Annotated in this window: 22 protein-coding genes; 11 read left to right on the top strand and 11 right to left on the bottom strand. The window is 68.6% G+C overall.

Features of this window, described 5'->3' with window-relative positions; translation table 11 throughout:
- Positions 1-4: 4 nt before the first annotated feature.
- Complete coding sequence (locus tag BXU09_RS05805) at positions 5-283, bottom strand: hypothetical protein (RefSeq protein WP_078301145.1); 279 nt, start codon at positions 281-283, stop codon at positions 5-7.
- 44 nt (positions 284-327) lie between these two features.
- On the opposite strand from BXU09_RS05805, the gene BXU09_RS05800 reads away from it, so the two are divergent.
- Together BXU09_RS05800 and BXU09_RS05795 are read left to right on the top strand one after the other, a co-directional pair.
- Positions 328-603, top strand: coding sequence for a DUF3248 domain-containing protein (locus BXU09_RS05800; RefSeq protein WP_078301144.1), 276 nt, complete (start codon positions 328-330; stop codon positions 601-603).
- A 25-nt stretch (positions 604-628) separates the two neighbouring features.
- On the top strand, positions 629-1,105 hold the full coding sequence (locus tag BXU09_RS05795; protein WP_078301142.1) for a DUF3809 domain-containing protein: 477 nt from the start codon (positions 629-631) through the stop codon (positions 1,103-1,105).
- A gap of 66 nt (positions 1,106-1,171) precedes the next feature.
- Here BXU09_RS05795 and rsfS read toward each other — a convergent pair whose 3' ends face one another.
- The 5 genes from rsfS to cdaA all read right to left on the bottom strand — a co-directional run bounded on the left by rsfS (position 1,172) and on the right by cdaA (position 5,707).
- On the bottom strand, positions 1,172-1,549 hold the full coding sequence (gene rsfS / locus BXU09_RS05790) for a ribosome silencing factor (protein ID WP_078301141.1): 378 nt from the start codon (positions 1,547-1,549) through the stop codon (positions 1,172-1,174).
- 235 nt (positions 1,550-1,784) lie between these two features.
- Positions 1,785-3,080 (bottom strand): LCP family protein, encoded by a 1,296-nt coding sequence (locus tag BXU09_RS05785; protein ID WP_078301139.1) that lies wholly within the window; start codon positions 3,078-3,080, stop codon positions 1,785-1,787.
- Positions 3,077-3,703, bottom strand: coding sequence for a bis(5'-nucleosyl)-tetraphosphatase (symmetrical) YqeK (gene yqeK, locus BXU09_RS05780; protein ID WP_078301137.1), 627 nt, complete (start codon positions 3,701-3,703; stop codon positions 3,077-3,079). The genes BXU09_RS05785 and yqeK overlap by 4 nt, the downstream gene beginning before the upstream one ends.
- Positions 3,704-3,893: 190 nt before the next feature.
- On the bottom strand, positions 3,894-4,871 hold the full coding sequence (locus tag BXU09_RS05775; RefSeq protein WP_078301135.1) for a CdaR family protein: 978 nt from the start codon (positions 4,869-4,871) through the stop codon (positions 3,894-3,896).
- On the bottom strand, positions 4,868-5,707 hold the full coding sequence (gene cdaA, locus BXU09_RS05770; protein WP_078301133.1) for a diadenylate cyclase CdaA: 840 nt from the start codon (positions 5,705-5,707) through the stop codon (positions 4,868-4,870). Before cdaA ends, BXU09_RS05775 begins: the two co-directional genes overlap by 4 nt.
- Positions 5,708-5,882: 175 nt before the next feature.
- On the opposite strand from cdaA, the gene BXU09_RS05765 reads away from it, so the two are divergent.
- Positions 5,883-6,563 carry a metal-dependent hydrolase gene (locus tag BXU09_RS05765; RefSeq protein WP_078301132.1) on the top strand — a complete coding sequence of 227 codons (681 nt, stop codon included), beginning with the start codon at positions 5,883-5,885 and terminating at the stop codon, positions 6,561-6,563.
- Between the two features lie 63 nt (positions 6,564-6,626).
- Here BXU09_RS05765 and BXU09_RS05760 read toward each other — a convergent pair whose 3' ends face one another.
- Positions 6,627-7,532, bottom strand: coding sequence for an acyltransferase (locus BXU09_RS05760; protein ID WP_078301131.1), 906 nt, complete (start codon positions 7,530-7,532; stop codon positions 6,627-6,629).
- A gap of 219 nt (positions 7,533-7,751) precedes the next feature.
- Between BXU09_RS05760 and BXU09_RS05755 the strand changes: the two genes are divergently transcribed.
- The 5 genes from BXU09_RS05755 to BXU09_RS05735 all read left to right on the top strand — a co-directional run bounded on the left by BXU09_RS05755 (position 7,752) and on the right by BXU09_RS05735 (position 13,470).
- On the top strand, positions 7,752-9,845 hold the full coding sequence (locus tag BXU09_RS05755) for a DUF4900 domain-containing protein (RefSeq protein ID WP_078301130.1): 2,094 nt from the start codon (positions 7,752-7,754) through the stop codon (positions 9,843-9,845).
- A gap of 1 nt (position 9,846) precedes the next feature.
- Positions 9,847-10,332 (top strand): type II secretion system protein, encoded by a 486-nt coding sequence (locus tag BXU09_RS05750; protein ID WP_168174567.1) that lies wholly within the window; start codon positions 9,847-9,849, stop codon positions 10,330-10,332.
- The gene (locus tag BXU09_RS05745) at positions 10,319-10,771 is read left to right on the top strand and encodes a prepilin-type N-terminal cleavage/methylation domain-containing protein (RefSeq protein ID WP_078301127.1); all 453 of its coding nucleotides are present in this window, start codon (positions 10,319-10,321) and stop codon (positions 10,769-10,771) included. The genes BXU09_RS05750 and BXU09_RS05745 overlap by 14 nt, the downstream gene beginning before the upstream one ends.
- Positions 10,768-11,592, top strand: coding sequence for a prepilin-type N-terminal cleavage/methylation domain-containing protein (locus tag BXU09_RS05740; RefSeq protein ID WP_078301126.1), 825 nt, complete (start codon positions 10,768-10,770; stop codon positions 11,590-11,592). Before BXU09_RS05745 ends, BXU09_RS05740 begins: the two co-directional genes overlap by 4 nt.
- A gap of 132 nt (positions 11,593-11,724) precedes the next feature.
- Positions 11,725-13,470: a dynamin family protein gene (locus BXU09_RS05735; RefSeq protein ID WP_078301125.1), complete on the top strand. Its 1,746-nt coding sequence runs from the start codon at positions 11,725-11,727 to the stop codon at positions 13,468-13,470.
- Positions 13,471-13,503: 33 nt separating this feature from the next.
- Here BXU09_RS05735 and BXU09_RS05730 read toward each other — a convergent pair whose 3' ends face one another.
- The 4 genes from BXU09_RS05730 to BXU09_RS05715 all read right to left on the bottom strand — a co-directional run bounded on the left by BXU09_RS05730 (position 13,504) and on the right by BXU09_RS05715 (position 16,771).
- Positions 13,504-14,238: an IclR family transcriptional regulator gene (locus BXU09_RS05730; protein WP_078301124.1), complete on the bottom strand. Its 735-nt coding sequence runs from the start codon at positions 14,236-14,238 to the stop codon at positions 13,504-13,506.
- 232 nt (positions 14,239-14,470) lie between these two features.
- Entirely contained in the window at positions 14,471-15,505 is a 1,035-nt protein-coding gene (locus BXU09_RS05725) for a M42 family metallopeptidase (RefSeq protein ID WP_078301122.1), read from the bottom strand.
- A complete protein-coding gene (locus tag BXU09_RS05720; RefSeq protein ID WP_078301121.1) occupies positions 15,502-15,912 on the bottom strand; it encodes an isochorismatase family protein in 411 nt (136 codons plus the stop codon). The genes BXU09_RS05725 and BXU09_RS05720 overlap by 4 nt, the downstream gene beginning before the upstream one ends.
- Positions 15,913-15,982: 70 nt before the next feature.
- On the bottom strand, positions 15,983-16,771 hold the full coding sequence (locus tag BXU09_RS05715) for an enoyl-ACP reductase (RefSeq protein ID WP_078301120.1): 789 nt from the start codon (positions 16,769-16,771) through the stop codon (positions 15,983-15,985).
- Between the two features lie 144 nt (positions 16,772-16,915).
- Here BXU09_RS05715 and pgeF point away from each other — a divergent pair, with 144 nt between their 5' ends.
- From pgeF to BXU09_RS05700, 3 genes are all read left to right on the top strand, one after another.
- Positions 16,916-17,707, top strand: a complete 792-nt coding sequence (gene pgeF / locus BXU09_RS05710) for a peptidoglycan editing factor PgeF (protein ID WP_078301119.1) — start codon at positions 16,916-16,918, stop codon at positions 17,705-17,707.
- Positions 17,704-18,210: a YqeG family HAD IIIA-type phosphatase gene (locus BXU09_RS05705; protein WP_078301117.1), complete on the top strand. Its 507-nt coding sequence runs from the start codon at positions 17,704-17,706 to the stop codon at positions 18,208-18,210. Before pgeF ends, BXU09_RS05705 begins: the two co-directional genes overlap by 4 nt.
- 125 nt (positions 18,211-18,335) lie before the next feature.
- On the top strand, positions 18,336-21,014 hold the full coding sequence (locus BXU09_RS05700) for an ATPase, T2SS/T4P/T4SS family (RefSeq protein WP_078301115.1): 2,679 nt from the start codon (positions 18,336-18,338) through the stop codon (positions 21,012-21,014).
- The last annotated feature ends 50 nt before the right edge of the window (positions 21,015-21,064 follow it).

The following is a 21,064-nucleotide window of genomic DNA, read 5'->3' as shown; positions in this document are numbered from 1 at the left end:
CCCCTCAGGTCAGGAACGGCTGCGCCGGCGGGAAGCCGCTCAGGGCGTCCGGGGTCAGGTACCAGTCCTCGCCGCTGCGGGTCGCCTGCCCGGCCTGCACCAGCCGGTTCAGTTCGGCCTCCACGCGCTGCTGCACGCGCCGCAGCGGCATGTCGTCGGCGCCCTCGATGCCGCGCCACGTCAGGAACGCGCGGTGAAAGGCAGGCAGGCTGTCCAGGCCCACGCGGGTTTCCAGGGCGCGCCAGCTGAGGCCGGCAGCGGGATCGGCGTTGATGTCTGTCATGGTTCCTGTTCTACCCGCCCCGGCCCGCCGCGTACAATGCCCGCATGAATGCCGACCTGTCCCCTGACCTGCCCGGCGACCCGAACGCAGACGGCCGCCCGCCGGTCACGCCGGACCTGCTGCGTCAGCTGGAGGCGCTGGGCGGGCAGCTGGTGTGGCGCATCGGGAAGGACGAGGCCAGCGACGACGTGATCGTCCGGCTGGGCTTCGCGTCGGCCACGCCCCGCTTCGCGCACCTGTCGCGCCTGCGCAGCGCCGGGGACGCCGAGTTGCAGGCCGCGCTGGCCGAGAACCGCGTCGTGATCGAATGGGTGGACTGACCGTGACGGCCCCCCGGAGCCCCGCGTGATCTTCGACGCCGCGCAGACCTTCACCCTGCCGTACCCCGGCCCGCCCGCCGACGCGCTGGCGTTCGTGCGTGACCCCGCCCGCGCGCTGGGCCGCCTGCGGTTCCTGCGGGACCTGCGCGCCGACGAGGGCGGCGTGCGCGGCGAACTGGTCGTGCCGCTGCCGGGCCTGGGGGACGCCGACCTGCCGTTCCACAGCCTCCTAAGCCTCACGCCGGACGGCGCGGACCTGATCCCGCAGGCCCTGAGCGGCGAGCGCGCCTGGGTAGAGGTTGCCGGGCAGGCCCGCGCGGAGGGCACGGACCTGCACTTCACCTTCCAGTTCCGCGCGCACCTCGCCACGCCCGACGCGCAGGGCTGGGGCGGCGCGGCCTTCGAGAAGATGATCCGCGCCGCCGCCGGCCGCACCCTGGACCGCGTGGCCCGCGAACTGCCCGGCAGCATCCGCGCCGCCCTGCCGACCGAACCGGCCTGAATCCAGGCATACATGCAGCGGCCCGGCCTGCACCGCGTGGGTGAGGCCGGGCCGCTACGCGCCGGATCAGGCTTTGGGGCTTTCCTGCAGGTCCGGGAAGTCCATGGCGCGCGCGTCGCTCCAGAGGCCTTCGAGGTCGTAGTACTCGCGGGCGTCCTTGGTCATGATGTGCACGATCACGCTGCCGCCGAACGCCAGCAGCAGCCAGCGTTCGCTGGGGCCTTCCACGCTGGGACGGGGCAGGCCGGCGGCCATGGCCTTCTCGCGGATGTTCTCCTGCACGGCGTTCAGCTGCAACCCGGCGGTGGCGGTGCAGATCACGAAGTACTCCAGGGTGGAGCTGACGTCGGTCAGGTCGAGCACGGTGACGTCCTCGGCGCGGCGTTCACGGGCGGCGTCCACGATGGCTTGCAGTTGGGTCAGGGTCTGGGCGTCTGGGGTCATGGGTACTCCGGGGATGGGTGGGGGGCGCAGCGGACGCTGCCAGGGGGGGGCCGGGGCGCCGGTCGCAGGGGCTCTGGTCGCGGCGCGGTGAGCGCGGCCCCGGCCTCATTGCGGCCGGTCTGGACCGGCAGTGAACGGGCGGCGGGCGGCGCAGCAACAGGTCAGTGTACAGGTCTGCGCGGCGCACAAGGCGACGCCGCTCACGTGCCGGGACGGCGCACGCGACTGGAACGCCTTAATTGCCGGTGGGGGGGACGGGGGTGGGGGCGGCGGGCGGCGGGACGGGCGCGCCGGCCAGCGCCGCGAGTTGCGACAGCGTGTCCTGCGCGTCCCGGCCCAGCAGCACGCCCACCTCGCCCGGCGCGACCGGGAAGCGTTCGCCCTGCAGGCGCGGCAGGTTCAGCAGGTCCGCGAGCGCGCCCGCCTGCGCCACGTCCTGCTGCGTGAACACCTGACTGGCTTCCAGGCTGGGCGGGGCGACCGTGACCTGCACGTCCGCGTAACCCAGCGCGCCCAGCGCCCGGCTCAGGCCGGCGCCCAGGCCCGCGCCGCTGGCGTCCACGACCGTCACCTTCACGGACGGCGCGTCGGCCGCCGGGGCGGGCGTGTCGCCCCACAGCGCGGCGAGCCGCTCGCGGTTCACGGCGAGGTTGAAGGTGCCGGGAATCTCGTCGGTGGGCAGCGTCGCGAAACTCAGTTTCAGCTGACTCAGGAAGGGCCGCAGCGTCACCAGCGTGTTCGGGTCGGCGTTCGTTTCCACGCCGTTCCCGATGCCGCCCAGGATGGTGGGGAGCGCCGCGAGGCCCTGCGCGGACTTCAGGCGGCCCGCGAGCTGCGTCAGCGCCTGCTTCTGGTGGTCGATGCGGCCGTAATCGTCCCCGAAGCCCTTCCGGACCCGCAGGAACAGCACCGCCTCCTTGCCCCTGAGCAGGTGCGCGCCGGCCGGCAGTTGCAGGTTCACGCCGGCCGCGTTGTCGATCCACTCGATGCCGCCCTCGGGAACCGTGACGTTCAGGCCACCCAGCGCGTCGATGACCCGCTCGACGTAATCGGTGCGGACCACCACATACGAGTCCACCCGCTCGCCCGTGATGGTCTCCACGGCCCGCGCGAGGGCCTCCGGGCCGCCCGAGTGGTACTGGCTGTTCACCTTCTGCGCCGCGATGGAACTGAAGCGGTCGAACGGCCCCACGTTCGTGTCGCGCGGGATGTTCAGCACCCGCACGCTCGACCCGTCCACCTTGACCAGCATGACCGTGTCGGTGTTCGGCGGCTGCACCAGCCCGGTCCGCTGATCCTGGTCCTTGCAGGGCTGCCGGTAGTAGCAGTACACGATGTCCCGCCCGGCGATCAGCACCGTGAACTGCGGCGCGGCGCCCGGCGTGACCGTCGACGCGACCGTGCGGCCCGCCCCGCTGAGCAGCGCGAAGCCCCCCAGGGACAGGCACGACAGGGTCAGACCGAACGCCTGCAGGGCGCGCAGGCCAGCGATGCGGGGCGCGCGCCCCGACCCGGAACCCCCGCCGCTCATGGCTGAGGGGCCGTCAGGAGGGAAGCGGACCCGCCCTGGTCCTGCCGGGCCACGCACGGCAGCGCGTGATAGGACAGCAGGGTGCGCGGATGCACCTGAATACCGCGCCCCTGCAGGTACGTGACCTTCGAGACGATGGCGCGCTCCAGCGCCGCATTCAGGTCCCGCAGCGCCAGTTCGCGGATGTCGGCGTTTACGCCCCTCCCCGGCTCGGACACGTCCGCGATGTACACGCAGTCCGCCACCGGATTCCCGCCGCGCGGGCCAGTCGTGTGGTCCTCCACGGCCTCCAGCACCACCCGGTCCTGATACCCCCAGCGTTCCAGCAGCACCCGCGCGGCCCGCCCGTGCAGCGCCAGCGGATGCCCGGCGTCGATGTCGCACTCGGGCGGCGCGAGCCGCAGCAGTTCGGCGTCCGGCAGGTCACGGGCGATGTCGTGCAGAATCCCGGCCGCGTAGGCGCGCATGTCGTCCAGTCCGTTGGCCAGGGCGATCTGCGCGGCCAGTTCAGCCACGCGCAACACGTGTTCGTAACGCCTGGGCCGGACCATCAGCCGCACGCGTTCCTCCCAGCCAGTCCACTCGGCCACCGGGTGCCGGGGTACGAGGAGCTGGGCAATCACAGGGTCATGTGGCCGCTTCCCCACATCATGCCTCCGACTATACGCCGCCGCCCCCCACGCGCGATGACACTCCGGTCACTTTCGGCCGTGCCCGGCCCGGTGACAGCCGGGCCAGCCGGGAGGCGACGGCCCTGACGGGGGCGCGGCCAGGAGCGGACGTCAGCGGCCGGGGCCGGGCCGGAGGGACCGCTCAGGGCGACGCCGGGGCCGCGCTCACCCGCTCGACCGTCAGGCGCACACTGACGGTCTCCAGTGTCTGCGCGCCCGCCGGAATCGCCAGCGTGACCGGCGCGGTGTACGTACCGACCCGGTACGTGACCGCGCCGCTCACCTCCCGCAGCCGCCCCAGCAACTCCGGGGCCGCCACCACCCGCACCGTGCTGGGCTGCACGCTGACCGACGTGACCCGCAGCGTCGCCGGGGGATCGTTCAGCACCACCCGCACCGTCTTCACCGGCAACTCCCCGGTATCCAGGCGGCGTACCGTCACCGTGGACGGATTGGCCTTCACGCCCTCGACCGGCAGGCCCGCCTCGTCCAGTGCCACGAGCGGCACCTCCCGCTCGGCCCCGGCCGCCAGCGCCGCCGGGCTGGTCACCAGCCGCGCGACCCTGGACACCACCTGCCCCGGCCCGGACACGCCCGCCTCGGCCGGCAGCACCACGTAGCGCGGCACGCTCGCCTCGGGCGGGGACGCCACGCTCAGCGTGACCGGCAGCGTGCGCGTCACCTGCGTATCCACGAAACCCTGCACCCGCGCCGGCGACTGCCGCTGCACCTCGGTCCCGGTCGGGGCCGTCACCGTGACCGGCTGCGTGAAACTTCCCTCCGGTACGCCCGTCACGTCCACGACCGCCTCGATGTTCTCGGGTTGCAGTTCCCGCAGCCGTTCCGGGCGGCCCCGCAACGTCACCCGCACCGACGACGGACTGAGGTTGCTCGTCGCGCGTTTCTCCTGCCCGTTCCCGGTCGTGTCCCTCACCGTGACCGGCACGTCGAACCCCTGCTCGACATTCGCGCGCCGGTCCCCGGTCGCCACGAACCACAACGTCACCGACACGCCCAGCGCCAGCAGCTTCAGCCCCAGGTTGTGCGTGGCCCGCCCCCAGGTGTAACGCGGGTCCAGCCAGCGCCGCCACCCGTCCAGCCACGCACTCCCGGCCCTCACCGCGCCCTCCCGGCCGGCACGTCACCCTCCGCGTCCCCGGCGGCCTCCGGGTCGTTCTCGGCCGGCGCGGCGGGCGGCGGCGTGAACGCCGACCGGTCATACACCAGCGCCCGCAACTGCTCACGGAGTTCCGTGCCGTTCAGGTCCGGTCCCAGCCGCCCACCCAGCGCGATCCGCATGCTGCCGCGCTCCTCGCTGACCACCAGCACCACCGCGTCCGTCAGTTCCGACAGCCCGATCGCCGCGCGGTGCCGCGTGCCGTACCGCCGGTACGTGCCGTCACTCGACTGCAGCGGAAACAGACACCCGGCCGCAATGACCCGCGAACCCTGAATAATCACGCCCCCATCATGCAGCGGCGCGTTGCGTGCGAACAGCGCCTCCAGGAACGGCACGCTGACCAGCGCGTCCAGCGACACCCCGGTCCCCGCGTACTCGCCCAGCGGCGTGCGCCGCTCGATGGCGATCAGCGCGCCCGTCTTGCGTTCCGCGAGGCGTTCCATCGCGCGGGCCAGGTCCTGCAGCGCCGCGCCGCTCGCGCCCACGTCCCGCGCGCGGGGCCGCCCCACCCGTTCCAGCGCCGCGCGCAACTCCGGCTGGAACAGCACCACCAGCGCGAAGATCCCCACCGTTCCCGCCCGGCCCAGCAGGTAACTCAGGGTCGGCAGGTTCAGCACCTGCGCGGCCACCCACACACCCGCGAACACCAGAATGCCGCGCACCACGTTCACCGCCCGCGTCCCGGCCACCAGCAGGTACCCCTGGTACACCAGGAACGTGACCAGCAGGATGTCCAGAACGTCCCGGACATTCACCTGACCGAAGGGGGTGGGCATGACGTGAACGGCACTCCTTTCAAGAAACGGGGCGGAAACGGGCAGCGGTGCGCGCCCACTATACGGCCTTCCCCCTGCCCCTCACCGTTCGCGCGCCCCCAGACTTCACCGCCGCAACCCTGGCAGCATGGGCGGCGACACCCCCCGCAGCCCACAGGGCACCACAGGAGACACCATGAACATTCAATTCATCGGCCACAGCACCTTCCTGCTCGAACACGGCGACACCCGCCTGCTGATCGACCCGTTCATCCAGGGCAACCCGCAGGCGACCGTCACCCTGCAAGACGCCCTGAACTGGAACGTCACGGCCATCCTGATCACCCACGCGCACGGCGACCACTGGGGCGACACCCTGGAATTCACGCGCACCGGCACCCCCCTGATCGCTACCGCCGAGATCGCCGCCTACGCCCAGCAGCGCGGCGCGGCCCACGCCACCGGCATGAACATCGGCGGCACCTACCGCGCCGACTGGGGCAACGTCACCCTAACTCCCGCCTGGCACAGCAGCTCCTTCCCGGACGGCACGTACGGCGGCATGCCCACCGGCCTGATCGTCGAACTCGGCGGCCAGCGCGTATACCATGCCGGCGACACCAACCTCTTCAGCGACATGACCCTGATCGGGGACCGGGGCCTGGACGCCGCCCTGCTGCCCATCGGCGACCACTACACCATGGGCCCCGAGGAGGCCGCCCGCACCCTGGACCTGCTGCGACCCCGCGTCGCCATCCCCATGCACTACGGCACCTTCCCGCCCCTGACCGGCGACCCCGCCGTGTTCCAGCGCGAAGGGCAGGCGCGCGGCGTGGACATCCGCATCCTGACGCCGGGTGAACACACCACCCTGTAAGAACCAGAGAGAGATGGCAGGTGGCCGTTACGTGCCATCTGCCATCTCTTCATGGCCGTCCGCTCAGCGTTCCCCGGTCACCACGCGGCGGCCCGCTCCCTCACCGTCGGCCGCCACGCGCGTCTGGTTCGGCGTGGGCTCCGGAAACTCCGGGTTCGCCTTGCGGTCCGGCGCACGCACGAACGACCGCGAATCCACCAGCAGCTCCTGCGGCTCCCGCACCTTGAAGCGCGTCGTGCGTGCCGGCACGCCCATCGCGATCCCGTGCGGCGGAATGTCACTGCGCAGCAACGCGTGCGTCGCCAGCATCGCGTCGTCACTCACCACGCTGCCCGCCAGCACCGTCGAATGGTACGTGATGCGCGCCCCACGCCCGATCACCGTGCGCCGCAACGTCACGTCCGGGCCGTCCAGCACGCTGTGCGTGTGGCTGTACACGTTCACGTAATCACTGATGCTGGCGTTATCGTGCAGCTCGATCCCGCCGATGTCATCCAGCAGCACATGCCGGTGAACGACCACGTCGTCCCCCACCTCCATGTTGTACCCCACGCTGAACTCCACGTTCTGCCAGCACTTGAAATCCCGCCCCACCCGCCGGAAGATCCGTTCTGCCAGCACCCGCCGCACCGGAATCCCCAGCACCGGATTCTGCCCCAGTGGGGTCAGGTCCAGGTTCTTCCAGAGCCACAGCAGCGGCTTGACCCGCCCGAACTGCTCGGCATCCGTCGCCAGGTAGTACTCCGCCTCGAACGTCACGTTCCGCGCGTCCAGATTCAGGGCCGCCAGCGGCGCGTCCGCCAGCAGCGCCGCGTAGGAGCGGCCATACATCGCCTCGGCCAGCACCTCACGCGCCAGCACGAACCGGTCCGTTCCCGGATCCGCCAGCCGCGCCTCCAGATCCCGCAAGAACTCACCGTACGCCGACTGCGCGTCACGACCCACATCCACCGGCTTCAGCCAAGTCACCCCCACACTCTAGCGCCCACAGTGAAAAACAAAGTGGTGACGGTTAGGCCAATTCGTTGTGTGTCACTACAAGGGCAGCGGTGTCTCCGTGTGCAGCTACTACACTTGCGCCCCTCACAAGAAAGTCACAAACGGCGTCTGAATCGACAAAATACCCCCTATCAGGTGAGCCCCTGCCCTGGGGTGGTTTCTACTCCTCACAAGGAACAGACTGCTGCTATGAAGAAGTCTCACCGCACCGAGGGAGCCATGCTGATCGTGACCGTGTTGGTGGTCATGGTCATGATGGTCGTGATCCTGGCGATCACCTCGCAACTGGCGCTGTCCTCGCGGCGCACATCCACAGCGCAGGAATCGTCCATTCGAGCGATGTATGCGGCTGAAGCAGGTCTGTCCCGTTCGCAGACGCAGCTGAATCTCGTCAACAATCTGCTCCAACCGAACTCTATAGACATTCCGTCCGGTCCATCGGGTGTCACGACCACTCAGATGCAGACTGATATTCTCAACCTCTGTGGCCTCATCGCTGTGCCTGTCAATGTCGTGAATAACGTCACCAATATGCTGTGTAGTTCCACGGGGCCGCTGGGCATCCTCGGGAGTCAGTCCCTTGTATCCCTCTCCACGGGAAACCGCCTGGATTTCTTCGTCAAGTACATCCCCACGTCTGCTTTTGCCTCGGCTTCATATACCCTCAGTGGAGATAGTCGCGCCTTCTGGGGACAGGTGTTTAGCGAGAACGGCGTCGAATTGAAAGGTGGCAAGGACAATGCACAGTACGCCAGCCGCGTTCGGCTGGTTCTGAATTCTGTTCAGAGGACAGCAACCGACACTTTTGTGCTGACCCTCTCGGTGCCCTCCGTCTCTGCCACGGGCACTCCTGACAGCAGCTCCACCCGCAACCTCGCTGTGGGGAGCCAGAACAAGACCTACACCCTGAATGTCGGGCGCGGCTCATTTGCCAAGTACGCCCTGCTGACCAACCGGCATTACTCCAGCAAAGGCGCTGAAGACGAGTGCGCCTCGAAGCCCAGTGACTGTAACCGCATCACCTTCACCAGCAACACCCTGTTCTCCGGTCCTGTACACACCAACTCCAACTTCAACTTCCAGGGGACCCCATACTTTGGCGGGGAAGTCACTTCAGCTGGCTGCCCTGGCGGTGCCATCAAAACCAACAGCAGCGGCGACGACTACTGCTCGGCAGGCACGAACGCGGGCGCCTACTTCTACAGCAAGACCTGGAAGGCCAAGAGTGCGATGTCCCCTAACGATCAGGCGCCCGTCGTCACTACCGGGAGCGGCACTTCCGACCCCAGGTTCCAGGGTGGCGTTTCGTGGAACAAGAACTTCATTGCGCTGCCCAAAAATGCGAACAATCAGGCTCTTCAGGCCAGGCTGGGCGGTGTGTTCATCGACGGTACAGCCTCGAACCTGACCCTCCAGGCCTCGAATATCACCTTAGGCACGACTAGCACTCCGGTGCAGCGCATCACGTATACCCTGGGTAGTAATACCGTCAATCTGGCCACCGACGCAGATCAGAACGTGTATCTGCTGAACACCGCCACCAACACCTGGTCAAAAGCCACCCAGGATCCCATTACGGGTGCCTGGAAGCAGGGTGGGACGGGCACTAAGTTCACGGGTGTCATCTATGCGAAGGACGGAGTGACTAACCTCAACGGTCCTGCGCGGACCGATTCCAACAACCCCGCCACCGCCCCCGCCGCTATTGCTTCCTTCGCCCAGATGACCCTGGCCTCCACCGGCGATATCGCCATCACCAGTGACCTCAAGTATGCCGATCCTCCCTGTAGCGGCAGTAACTCGGTGACGAACGGGGTGTTCAATGCGGCTACCTGCACCAACAAGAACGCCAAGAACATCCTGGGCATCTACTCCTCCGGTGGGGACGTCGATCTGGTCAGCCCGAATTGTAGGGCCACAAACGCTGACGGCGCCTGCACCACCACCGGTACTCGCCCCGGCATGCCCAAGAACGTCAACATTCACGCCGTTCTGATGGCCAGCCAGGGCAAAGTCAAGGTTGATGGGTACGATGGCGGTGCCGCAGACGGTAGTCTGGGACAGGTGAACCTGATGGGTGGCATCATCGAGAACTACTATGGCGCGTTCGGTCTGACGAATGGCAAGGGTTACGGTCGTAACTTCGTCTACGACCAGCGCACCAACGAGGGCGTCACCCCGCCTTTCTTCCCCACACAACAGGAATGGTCAGCCGGCCTGACGACCCCCATCAAACTGCAGCAGAACGGTAATCAGGTTCAGACTGCAAAGGACGGGAGCTGAAGTGACCGCGTTTCCCTCACGAAACCGGCACACCCAGGGGTTCTCGCTGATCGAGCTTCTTGTGGTCATGGCGATCATCGGGATTCTCTCCGCCGTCCTGCTCGCCAGCAGTGCCCGTGGCGTCCGGCAGCAGCAGTTGCGGGAGGCCGGAACCCAGCTGCTGGCGGATTTGAACAGGGCTCGCACCCAGGCCACGCAAAGCTCTATCGCCACTAGTGTGACGCTGACCAGTACCGCAGCCTCGTCGCCTAAGGCAACATACGTGACCGTCTGGTCGCCCGGCGGGAGTGTCACACGTACCCTGCCGAACAACGTGCTGGTCGCCCCCGTGGCCACCTCCGTAAATACCATCACCTACGCGGCTCCCTACGCGGAGAGCAGCGTGCCGGGCGGAGCCGTCTGGGTCCTGAGCAACTCAGTCGGTGAACTGCTCTACATGAAACTCCTGGGAACCACAGGAAAGGGGACTTTTAGTGCGCAACCCTGATTACCGTCACGCCGCACAGGGCTTCACGATCATCGAGGTGCTCGTCGCCGTACTGCTCCTGCTGATCATCGTGACGGCCGTCCTGGCACCGCTGACCGGACTGTTCGGACTCTCACGGCAGTCCACCCAGCAGGTAGCCGCCACCAACCTGGCCCAGGCAGCCATAGAACAGGTCAAAGGCGAATGGCAGGACAGCCCCAAATACCAGATGAACTGTGTCTCGTTGACTGCTTTTCCTGCGGGCGTTCAAGTGCGTACGCAAGGCATGGACTCTAATTTCAACAAGGTCGGCACTGAAGTGGATGTTCAGGCGACCGGTAGCGCTTGTGGTGTCAGCCCGGCATTGCCAGATACCAGTCCGACCAACCGGACTGTGACAGCCACTGCCACAAGCGATGGAAGAACCGTCACCTTTTCTACGGAGGTTGCTCACCCATGAAGTCATTGCAGGCTAGACACCCAGAGGCTGGCTTCACTCTGGTAGAACTGCTGATCGGCATGGCCCTGATGAGCGTGGTTCTACTGGCAGTCTTCAACGTGAATCTCTCCTCCACGCGGGCGTCCATGTCATTACAGACGCGCAACGACCTCCTGCCCGAAACGCAGATCGCGCAGACGTACCTGCTCTCCAAACTCCGTGAGGCAGCGTACGTGTACCCCACCTCAACAACGTTCGATCTGGGAACAGATCCGACCGTGCGGAATCCCCGTACCGGTTCTGGCGTCTGGACTGTGGGTACAGATGCGTTTGTCGCTGTAGTCCTACCGCCCAGAAGCGGGACGCCGAATTGCGCTGTCACTGCTCCAGCCGTGCCGGACACAGCCAACTGCTACACCCTGCACGCTTATTACCCGGTCTTGCGCTCGGCCCTGACCGGCAGCACCACCCTGAGCAGTGGCCGTCGACCGTCGGCTGAGCCGCTGAACGACTCAGCCTGGGTATTGATGGAATATCGCCGCTCGTTCGGCAAACTGACCGGCACCGTGTTCCCGGTCCCAGCGGCCAACACCACGCAGGGCGCGATGGTAATGGATTACCTGCTGCCAGTCACCCTACCGCAGGTGAGCAGTGTTCCAGACCGCCTGTTCAGTCTGGCGGGAGACGCAGGCATTCAACAGGTCGGCAGGACCGCTATCACCGTGAATCTGGCTGCCCAGCGTCAGGTGGGTGGCAGTCCAAGGGTGCGTGTTCCCGGCAGTGGTCGCTCCACGGTCACGGTGTTCCCCAGAAACGTAGGTAAGGGCATCGGCCTGAACTGAACGGCAGGCGTTCTCACTCTGACTGGTGGCTGGTGCGGATTGCATCAGTCACCAGCTTCGCATTACACCCGGTAGGGGTGGCGGTAGGTTTGCTGAAGGTGTGGTCAGGTGGGGGCGGGTAGGCTGTCTGACATGTTGGTGTCGAGTCGGGTGCAGGATCTGCTTGGGCGTGAGCGGGCGCTGCTGGGTGACGTGCTGGGGCTGCTGGTGGGGCAGGGCGCGCCGCCGGAGGTGGTGGAGGGCGCGCGGGTGGCGGTGCGGGCGCTGGATGAGGCGTTCCTGCTGGTGGTGGTCGGGGAGTTCAATGCGGGCAAGAGTTCGTTCGTGAATGCGCTGCTGGGCGCGTCGGTGCTGCCCGAGGGGGTGACGCCGACCACGGACCGGATCTACGTGCTGGTGAACGGGGAGGTGCCGGGGCAGATGGAGGCGACCCGTGATCCGTTCGTGAGTCGCCTGACGTACCCGTTGCCGTCTCTGGAGGGGGTGGCGCTGGTGGACACGCCGGGCACGAACGCGATCGTCCGGCAGCATCAGGCGCTCACCGAGGGGTTCCTGCCGCGCGCGGATCTGGTGTTGTTCCTGACGTCGGCGGACCGGCCGTTCACGGAGTCCGAGCGGCAGTTCCTGTCGCTGGCGGCGCGCTGGGGCCGCAGTGTGATCATGGTGGTGAACAAGGCGGACCTGCTGGAGACGCCGGAGCAGAAGACGCAGGTGCGGGAATTCGTGGAGGCGGGCGCGCGGGGCGTGCTGGGCCTGACGCCGCCGGTGCTGCTGATCAGCGCGCGGGCCGAGCAGCGCGGCGGGGATGTGGGCTTTCACGCGCTGCGGGAGGTGCTGCGGATGCGGCTGTCCGAGGTGGAACGCACGCGCCTGAAGCTGCTGAGTCCGCTGGGAACGGTCGCCGAGTTGCTGGCGGGAGAGGAGGCGCGGGGCGCGGCGGCGCGAGTGACGCTCGCGGAGGACCTGGGGGTGCTGCGCGAACTGGAGGAGCGGCAGCGGGCGCATCAGGAGAGCACGCTGGGTGAACTGGACGGGCAGCTCAACCGCGTGAACCGCCTGCTGAGCGAGTTCGAGGTGCGCGCCGACCGCTTCATCGACGAGAAGTTGCGGTTCGGGAACCTGCGGGGCCTGCTGAACGCGCGCGAGCTGGAAGAGTCGTTCCGGCGCGAGGCCGTGGCGGAACTGCCCGAGGCGATCGACCGGCAGTTCGGGACGATGATCGACCGGTTCGTGGAGGTGAACCTGGGTTTCTGGGAGGACGTGCAGGTGTTCCTGGCGCGGCGGCAGCCGGAGTCGGCGGTGGCCCGCACGCGCTTCAGTTACGACCGGGCGGCGCTGCTGGAGGGTATAGCGGGTAGCGCGCAGCAGCATCTGGAGGCGACCACGCAGACGGAACTGGCGCGGCAGCTGTCGCGGGACGCCGAGGACGCCATGAAGGGTGCCGTGGGTGGCCTGGCGGGCGGTCTGGGCATCGGGGCGGGGCTGGGTGCGCTGATCGGGGCGTCCGCGCTGGATTTCACGGGCGGGATCCTGGCGGGCCTGACGCTGGGTAGCCTGGGGCTGTTCGTGCTGCCGAACAAGCGGTTGCAGGCGCACCGGCAGCTCCGTGAGAAGGTCGCGGCGCTGCGTGAGGTGCTGGAACGGATCGTGCGCAGCGAGTACGGGCGCGAGCAGGAGCGGGCCGATACGCGCCTGCGGGACGCGGTGCGGCCGTTCACGCAGTTCACGGCGCAGGAGCAGACGCGCCTGAACGACGCCGAGCGGAAGCTGGCGGCCCTGCAACTGGAATTGCAGGCGCTGCGCACCGAGGTGCAGGCGCTGGCGGCGCCCCCGGCGGCCGCCCCGTCGTCCCCGGCGGCAGGAGGCGCGGCCGACTGAGCGTGGCGGCCCGGACGCTGGGTGCGGCGGGGGTCAGGGCAGCGTTTCGGCCTCGCGGACGATCTGCAGGACGCGTTCGCGGATGCTGCGTTCCTCGCGCAGGTAGCGTCCGGCGCTCATCTGCACGCCGATGGCGGCCACGACCGTGTCGCCGCTGTGCGGGTCGGGCAGGCCGCTGTGCAGCGCGTGGTACGGCACGCCCAGGGTGCACTGGCCGGGAATCCATTCCTCGATGGAGTACGCGTAGCCCAGGCGGCGGACCTTGGCGACCTCGGTCTTCCATTCGTCCAGCGAGGTGATGGAGCTGGGCGTGCAGGCCTCGAAACTGCGGGGCGTGATGTCGGCGTGCGCGTACAGGATCTTGCCGCTGGCGGTGGCGGTGGCGGGCAGGTACACGTCGAGCGGCAGTTCGATGTCGGCGTCCGGGTGGCGTTCGCGGATGGTCGCCACGACCTCCTCGCCTTCCAGGATGCACAGGAACGCCACGGCGCGGACCTCCAGGGCCAGCCGGGTGATCAGGGCGCGGGCCTCGGGAAACCACGGCAGCGAGGCGGTCAGTTGCGCGCCCATCTCGGCGAGGTGCCAGGACAGGCGGTACTTGCCGGCGGGGGTGCGGCGCAGGAAGCCCGCCTCGGTCAGGCCGGCGAGGTAGGCGTGTGCGGTGGCGCGGGGCACGCCGAGGTGGGAGGCCAGCGCCCGGACGCCCCATTCGGGTTGTTCGGCACTGAAAGCTCCCAGAATGTTGGCCGCTTTCTGGAGTGAGAGCACACGTCCAGCCTACAGGGACAAGCGCGGATTGTATACATCTTTTCAGTCCCTTTGACCCGGTGCAACGACCCGGCCCGGCCGCCTGCCGCCCGTCATCATACGGATTCCGTTTGTTTCGCTGACAATCCGGAACTTCACCGGATTGCCAGCTCCACGTCCGGAACCCGTTTCTCTCCCACTCGCATCCGCTCGGATTGAATGGGCTGCAAAGCCCATTCAATCGGAGTCCGTATCAGTCGCGGCGCAGGTACGCCAGCATCAGCTCACCCGTGGCGCGCAGGGCGTCGGTGTGCGTGCGCTCGTAGGCGTGGCTGGCGTCCACGCCCGGCCCGATCAGCGCCACCGGGTAGTCCCCACCGGCCCGCCACGCCGCCGTGCCGTCCGAGGCGTAGAAGGGGTAGATGTCCACCCGCAGGTCCAGCCCGGCCGTGCGCGCGGCGGCACGCAACCGGTTCCCGAGCGCGTGGTCGTACGGCCCGCCGCCGTCCGCCACGCACAGCGTCACGTGATGCTCGCTGCTCGTCTGACCCTCGCCCACCGCCGCCATGTCCACCGCGATCAGCTCGTCGGTGTGCGGGGGAATGCCGGTGGCCGCGCCGTGCCCGACCTCCTCGTAGGTCGTGATGTGAAAGGCCGCCGTGACACCCACCGGCCGGGCCAGCAGTTCACGCGTGACTGCCAGGAACACCGCGACCGCCGCCTTGTTGTCCAGGTGGCGGGCCTTCACGTAGCCGCTGGCGGTCACGCGGGGCCGCGCGTCGAAACTCACGAAGTCGCCCACGCCCACGCCCAGCGCCTGCACGTCCCGCGCGCCGAACACCGGTTCGTCCAGCCGGACCTCCATGACGGCCGCCTCGCGTTTCAGGTCACGCAGCGCCGCGCCGTGCACGTGCGTGCTCTGGCGGACGTTCACGACCGTGCCCGTCAGTTCCCGCCCGGCCTGGGTGTGCACGCGCACGTCCTCGCCCTCCACGGTCGCCCAGTCGTACCCGCCCAGTCCCCACAGCCGCAGCCGCCCGCTGTCCCGGACGCCCTTGACCATCGCGCCCAGCGTGTCCACGTGCCCGCTGAACGTCACGTGCCCCGCGCCCGTGCCCGGCACCTCCCAGGTCAGAGCGCCCTTGCGGGTCCGCTTGCCCGGCACGCCCAGCGCCCGCAGTTCGGATTCGATCAGGGTCACAGCGCGGTCCGTGAAGCCCGTCGGGCTGGGCGTATCCAGCAGGCGCACCAGCACGTCCAGCGTGTACTCCAGGTTCAGGTCGCTCACGCCGGCACCAGGTCCGACACCGCGAAGCCCTCCGCCTGCGCGGACGCCAGGGTCGCCGCGAGTTCCGGCGTGCCCGGCAGCGCCAGCACGTGCAGGGTCCGCACGGCGCGCCCGTGCAGCTGCGCGGCCAGTTCCGATCCCTCGAAGGCGTCCGGGCGGCCCGCGCGGACCAGCACGTCGCCCTGCTCGGCCCGGAAGTCCGGGTGCAGCGTCCAGGCCTTCGAGAAGGTCTCCCAGTCCGCGCCGCGCGGCGCGTCCCACTGCACGAACGCCACCAGCCACCCGGCCGCGCGGGCCTCATCCACGTGGTGCGCCCAGTCGCGCGCCAGCGCCCGCTCGTCGCTGCGGTCCTCCAGGTCGTGACGCTGCGCGTTCAGCAGCAGCAGGGCGTTCGGGGTGAGGGTCATGCCGCCCAGGATAAGGCAGGGCGCGCAGAGCCCGGCCCCGCTTCTGCCCTCCCAGTTCAGCTCTCCCGGTTCAGCTCTCGATCTTCATGGCCATGATGCTGGAGCCCGCGTCCACGTACACGGTCTGGCCGGTCATGCCGCTGCCCAGGTCGGAAAGCAGGAACAGCGCGAGCTTGCCGACCTCGTCGGGCGTGGCGTTGCGGCCCAGCGGGGCGGCCTCGGCGGCTTTCTCGTACATGGTCCCGAAGCCGGGGATGGAGCGGGCCGCGATGGTCCGCATGGGGCCGGCGCTGATGGTGTTCACGCGCACGCCGGCGGCGCCCATCTCGCTGGCGAGGTAGCGGGTGGTGGCTTCCAGCGCGGCCTTGGCCACGCCCATCACGTTGTACTTGGGCACGACTTTCTGCGAGGCGTGGTAGGTGAGGCTGATCACGCTGCCGCCGGGGCGCAGCAGGCTCTCGGCGTGCCGGCAGGTGGAGACCAGCGTGTACGCGCTGACGTTCAGGGCGGTGTTCCAGTCGGCTTCGGTGGTGTCCAGGAACCGGCCGTCCATGGCGGCGCGCGGCGCGAACGCGATGGAGTGCACGAGGTAGTCCAGCCCGCCGAATTCGTCTTTCACACGGCCGAACAGGGCGCCCAGGTCGTCCTCGCTGGTGGCGTCGGCCTGCTGGGTCCAGACGTTCTCGTGTCCGGCCAGCAGTTTGTCCAGTTCACCTTTCAGGCGTTCGCCCTGGTACGAGAAACCCACCCGGCACCCGGCCGCCAGAAGCTGCTGCGCGATGGCCCAGCCGAGGCTACGTGCGTTCGCCACGCCCATCACCAGGGCCGTCTTGCCGCTCAAGTCAATGCTGACACTCATGGGGGGGACTCTAGCAACCTGCGCGCGTGCCCGCTGAAGCCGGTGCAAAACGCCCCCGTCCGGGCCGGGCGCAGGCGGGGGCGTTCACTGCATGAAGGCCGCATCCCCCGGTGTGGGACTTGACGCGTCAGAATCCGGTGAGAGATGACCCTGCATACTGAACGCCTGATGCTGATCCGCGCGCCGCACCTCACTGCGCCGCACGCCTTCACGACGCGTGCTGGTGGCGTGTCCACCGGTCCCTACGGTGGGCTGAACCTCGACGACCGTGAAGACGACCCCGCGCACGTGCAGGAAAACCGCCAGCGGCTGTGTGCGGCGCTGGGCTTCACGCCCGCCCAGGTGGCCCGCCTGACCCAGGTGCACGGCACCGACGTCGTGCACGCCCGCAGCGGCGGCCACTGGACCGGGGACGCCCTGGTCACCGCCGACGCCGGGGTGCTGCTGGCCATCGGCACCGCCGACTGCTACCCGCTGCTGCTGCACGACCCGCACGCCGGCGTGATCGGCGCCGCGCACGCCGGCTGGAAGGGCACGCTGGGTCGCGTGGCCGCCCGCACCGTGGAGGCCATGACCGACCTGGGCGCCGACCCGGCCCACATCCTGGCCGCTGTCGGCCCCGGCATCCGCGCCGCCGCGTACCCGGTGGGCGAGGAGGTCGCGCTGGCCTTCGCGCAGGACGGCCTGGGCGCGTTCGTGGGAGCCGACGAGGACGAACTGCGCGGCGATCCCGCCTGGCATCTGGATCTGGCCGGAGCGAACCGCGCGGTGCTGCGGGAGGCGGGCGTGCCGGACGCGCAGGTGTGGGTGAGTGGCCGCTGCTCGACCGAGGCCGACTTCTACTCGTACCGCCGCGACGCGGGCCGCACCGGGCGCATGTGGGCCGTGATCGGCCAGCGCGCCCTGGGCGACACGCCGGCGCGGGGGCAGGCGTGAGTCTGCTGCGCCCCCGCGACGTGATCGACCACGTCACGCACCTGACACCGGAATTCCTGGCCGACCGGGGCCTGCACGGCCTGCTGCTGGACCTGGACAACACCCTGGTGCCCTACGGCAGTTACGACCCGGTGGGCGTGGCCAGCACCCTGGCCTGGGTCCGGGACCTGAAGATTGCGGGCGTGGGCCTGTACCTGCTGAGCAACGCCACCGGGCGGCGCGCGGCGTTCTGGCTGGACAAACTGGAATTCCAGGGTGTCGGACTGGCCGGGAAACCCAACCCCCGCGCCTTCCGCCGCGCCCTGAGCGAACTGCACCTCCCGCCGCATCAGGTGGGCATGGTCGGTGATCAACTGTTCACGGACGTGCTGGGCGGCAACCTGAGCGGCATGCATACCATCCTGGTGCGTCCCCTGGCCACCAACGCCCTCCCGCATACCCGCGTGGCCCGCCGCCTGGAACGTGCCGTCCTGAAACGGTACGGACACGACTGGAACCACTGACATGACGGCACCCCCTGACCCGCCCGGCCTGCACGCGGCCCACGTTTCCCTTCCTCATCTTCCCACCATCTGCACTTTCCCTCACGCCGCGCGGCCCGGCCGGGCCTGAACTAAGGAGACACAACATGGCACTCTCAATCGGTGACCGGCGCCTGGGCGCCATTCTGCTCGAACAGGGGTACGTGAACGACACGGACCTGCAAAAAGCCCTGGTCCGTCACGCCGAGGTGGGCGGCCGCCTCGCGGAGATCCTGATCGACTCCGGTCTGGTCGGTGAGAAACGCATCGCGCGGGCCATCGAGGAGGCGCTGGGTATTCCGCTCGTGAACCTGCTGGTCGTCACGCCCGAACCGCAGGCGCTGGCCGCCGTGCGCTCCCAGACGGCCCTGAGCGTGCAGGCCTTCCCGTTCGCCGTGGACGGCGGGACCCTGCGCGTGGCGATCGTGGACCCGTTGTCCAGCCTGAGCATCGAGGCGCTCGAGGACGACAGCGGCCTGAACATCGAGCCGTATCAGGCGCTGCGTGACCAGATCATGTGGGCCATCGCCACGAACTACCCGGACCTGAACCTGCAGGCCGAACTGCCCGCCGACGCCGAGGGCAACAGCGGCGGCGGCATGATGGGCCAGCGCCTGATCTCGCGCGGCCTGATCACCGACGCGCAACTGCAGATCGCGCTGGACTCGCAGCAGCAGACGGGCGAACCGCTGGGTTCCACCCTGATCGCGCAGAAAGCCATCACGGAAGATCAGCTGTACGAGATCCTGGCCGAGCAGGTCGGCGCGGTGTACCTGCGCAACCCCCGCGACTTCCAGCCCAGCGAGGACGTGCTGGGCAGCATGCTGCGCGCCGACGCCCTGCGCCTGAACGCCGTGCCGGTCGACGAGACCGACAGCGGCGTGACCGTGGTCGCCAGCGACCCCCGCAAGCGCGAGGACATCGAGGCGCTGGTGGGCCGCCCCGTTCAGCTGATTCTCGCCAAGCCCCGCGACGTGGAACTGCTGATCGAGCGCTTCTACCCGCAGCGCGGCCGCCTGGGCGAACAGATGGTGCAGCAGGGGACGCTGTCGCGCGCGCAGCTGCGCGAGGCGCTGCAGGTGCAGGCGCGCGAGGGCCGCGTCAAGCCGCTGGGCGAGGTGATCGTGGAACTCGGGTTCGCCGGGGCTGACGAGATCGACAACGCCCTGCAGAAACAGAACGCGGGCGGCGGTCGCCTGGAAGATACGCTGGTGCAGTCCGGGAAGCTCAGCCCGGAGATGCTGGCCCGCTCACTGGCCGCGCAGCTCGGCTACGAGTTCCTCGATCCCGTGCAGAACCCGCCGGACAGCAAGGTCGCGCTGCTGATCCCGGAAAGCACCGCCCGCCGCTACGGCGTGGTGCCGGTGAGGTTGCAGGGCGAGTCGCTGGTCATCGCCATGAAGGACCCGCGCAACGTGTTCGCGCTCGACGACCTGAAACTCATCACGGGCCGCGAGGTCATCCCGGCCGTCATGGCCGAGAAGGACATCGTCCGCCTGATCGAGCGGTACTTCGGCAGCAAGGACATGGCCGACCTGAACCAGCGGCTGGTGCAGGAAAGCAACAAGCGCGACAAGGACAACAAACGCCAGGAGGACACCGACGTCAGCGCGGGCCTCGACGACAACGCCGTGGTGCGCGTCGTGGACAACATCATCCGCGAGGCGGCCCTGCAGGAAGCCAGCGACATCCACATCGAACCGACCGAGACGGCCCTGCGCGTCCGTTACCGCGTGGACGGCATTCTGCGCGAGCAGAACGAGCTTCCCAAGGGCAGTTCGCAGAGCATCCTGGCGCGCATCAAGATCATGGGCCACCTGGACATCAGCGAGCGGCGCGTGCCGCAGGACGGCCGCGTGCGCTTCAAGAAGGGCAGCATCGACCTCGACCTGCGACTGTCCACGCTGCCCACCGTGTACGGCGAGAAGGCCGTCATGCGACTGCTGCAGAAGGCCAGCAACATCCCGGAAGTCGAGCAGCTGGGCTTTTCCGAACACAACTACCAGCGCTACCTGGACACCATCCACAAACCCAACGGCATCTTCCTGGTGACCGGCCCCACCGGTTCGGGCAAATCCTTCACGTCCTTCTCGACCCTCAAGCGCATCGCGGTGCCCGAGAAGAACACCACCACCATCGAGGACCCGGTCGAGTACGAGATTCCGGGCATCATCCAGTCGCAGGTGAACAACACGGCGGGCATGACCTTCGCCCGCGCCCTGAGGGCCTTCCTGCGACAGGACCCCGACATCATCTTCGTTGGCGAGATCCGAGACACCGAGACCGCCAAGATCGCCGTCGAGGCCGCCCTGACCGGACACCTCGTGTTGGCCACCCTGCACACCAACGACGCGCCGGGCGCCATTGTGCGCCTCGAGGAGATGGGCGTCGAGCACTTCAACATCGGCGCGGCCGTCGTGGGCGTGGTCGCCCAGCGACTGGTGCGCAAGGTCTGCCCGGACTGCAAGGCCCCCACCAACGCCGACCCGGACGTGCTGCGCCGTCTGGGCATCACCGAGCGCGACCTGCGCGGCGCGCAACTGATGCGCGGGGCCGGCTGTAACCGCTGCGGCGGCACCGGCTACAAGGGCCGCATGGGCATCCACGAGCTGATGGTCATCGACGAGCCGCTGCGCGTGGCCATCGGCTCCGGCAAGAACGCCACCGAGATCGCCGAGGTCGCCATGACCCAGAGCGGCATGAAAACCCTGCGCCAGGACGGCATCGAGAAGGCGCTGTCCGGCATCACCACCCTCGAGGAGGTGCTGGCCGTCACCAGCAAGTAAGCTCCTGCCCGCGCGCCCCCGCTCTTTCGCCCCACGTTTCCCCCGAGGTA

It is taken from the genome of Deinococcus sp. LM3 (genome assembly GCF_002017875.1).
Taxonomy (GTDB): Bacteria; Deinococcota; Deinococci; order Deinococcales; family Deinococcaceae; genus Deinococcus.
The sequence above is the reverse complement of the archived record's forward strand: the minus strand, read 5'-3'. Positions and strand labels throughout refer to the sequence as shown.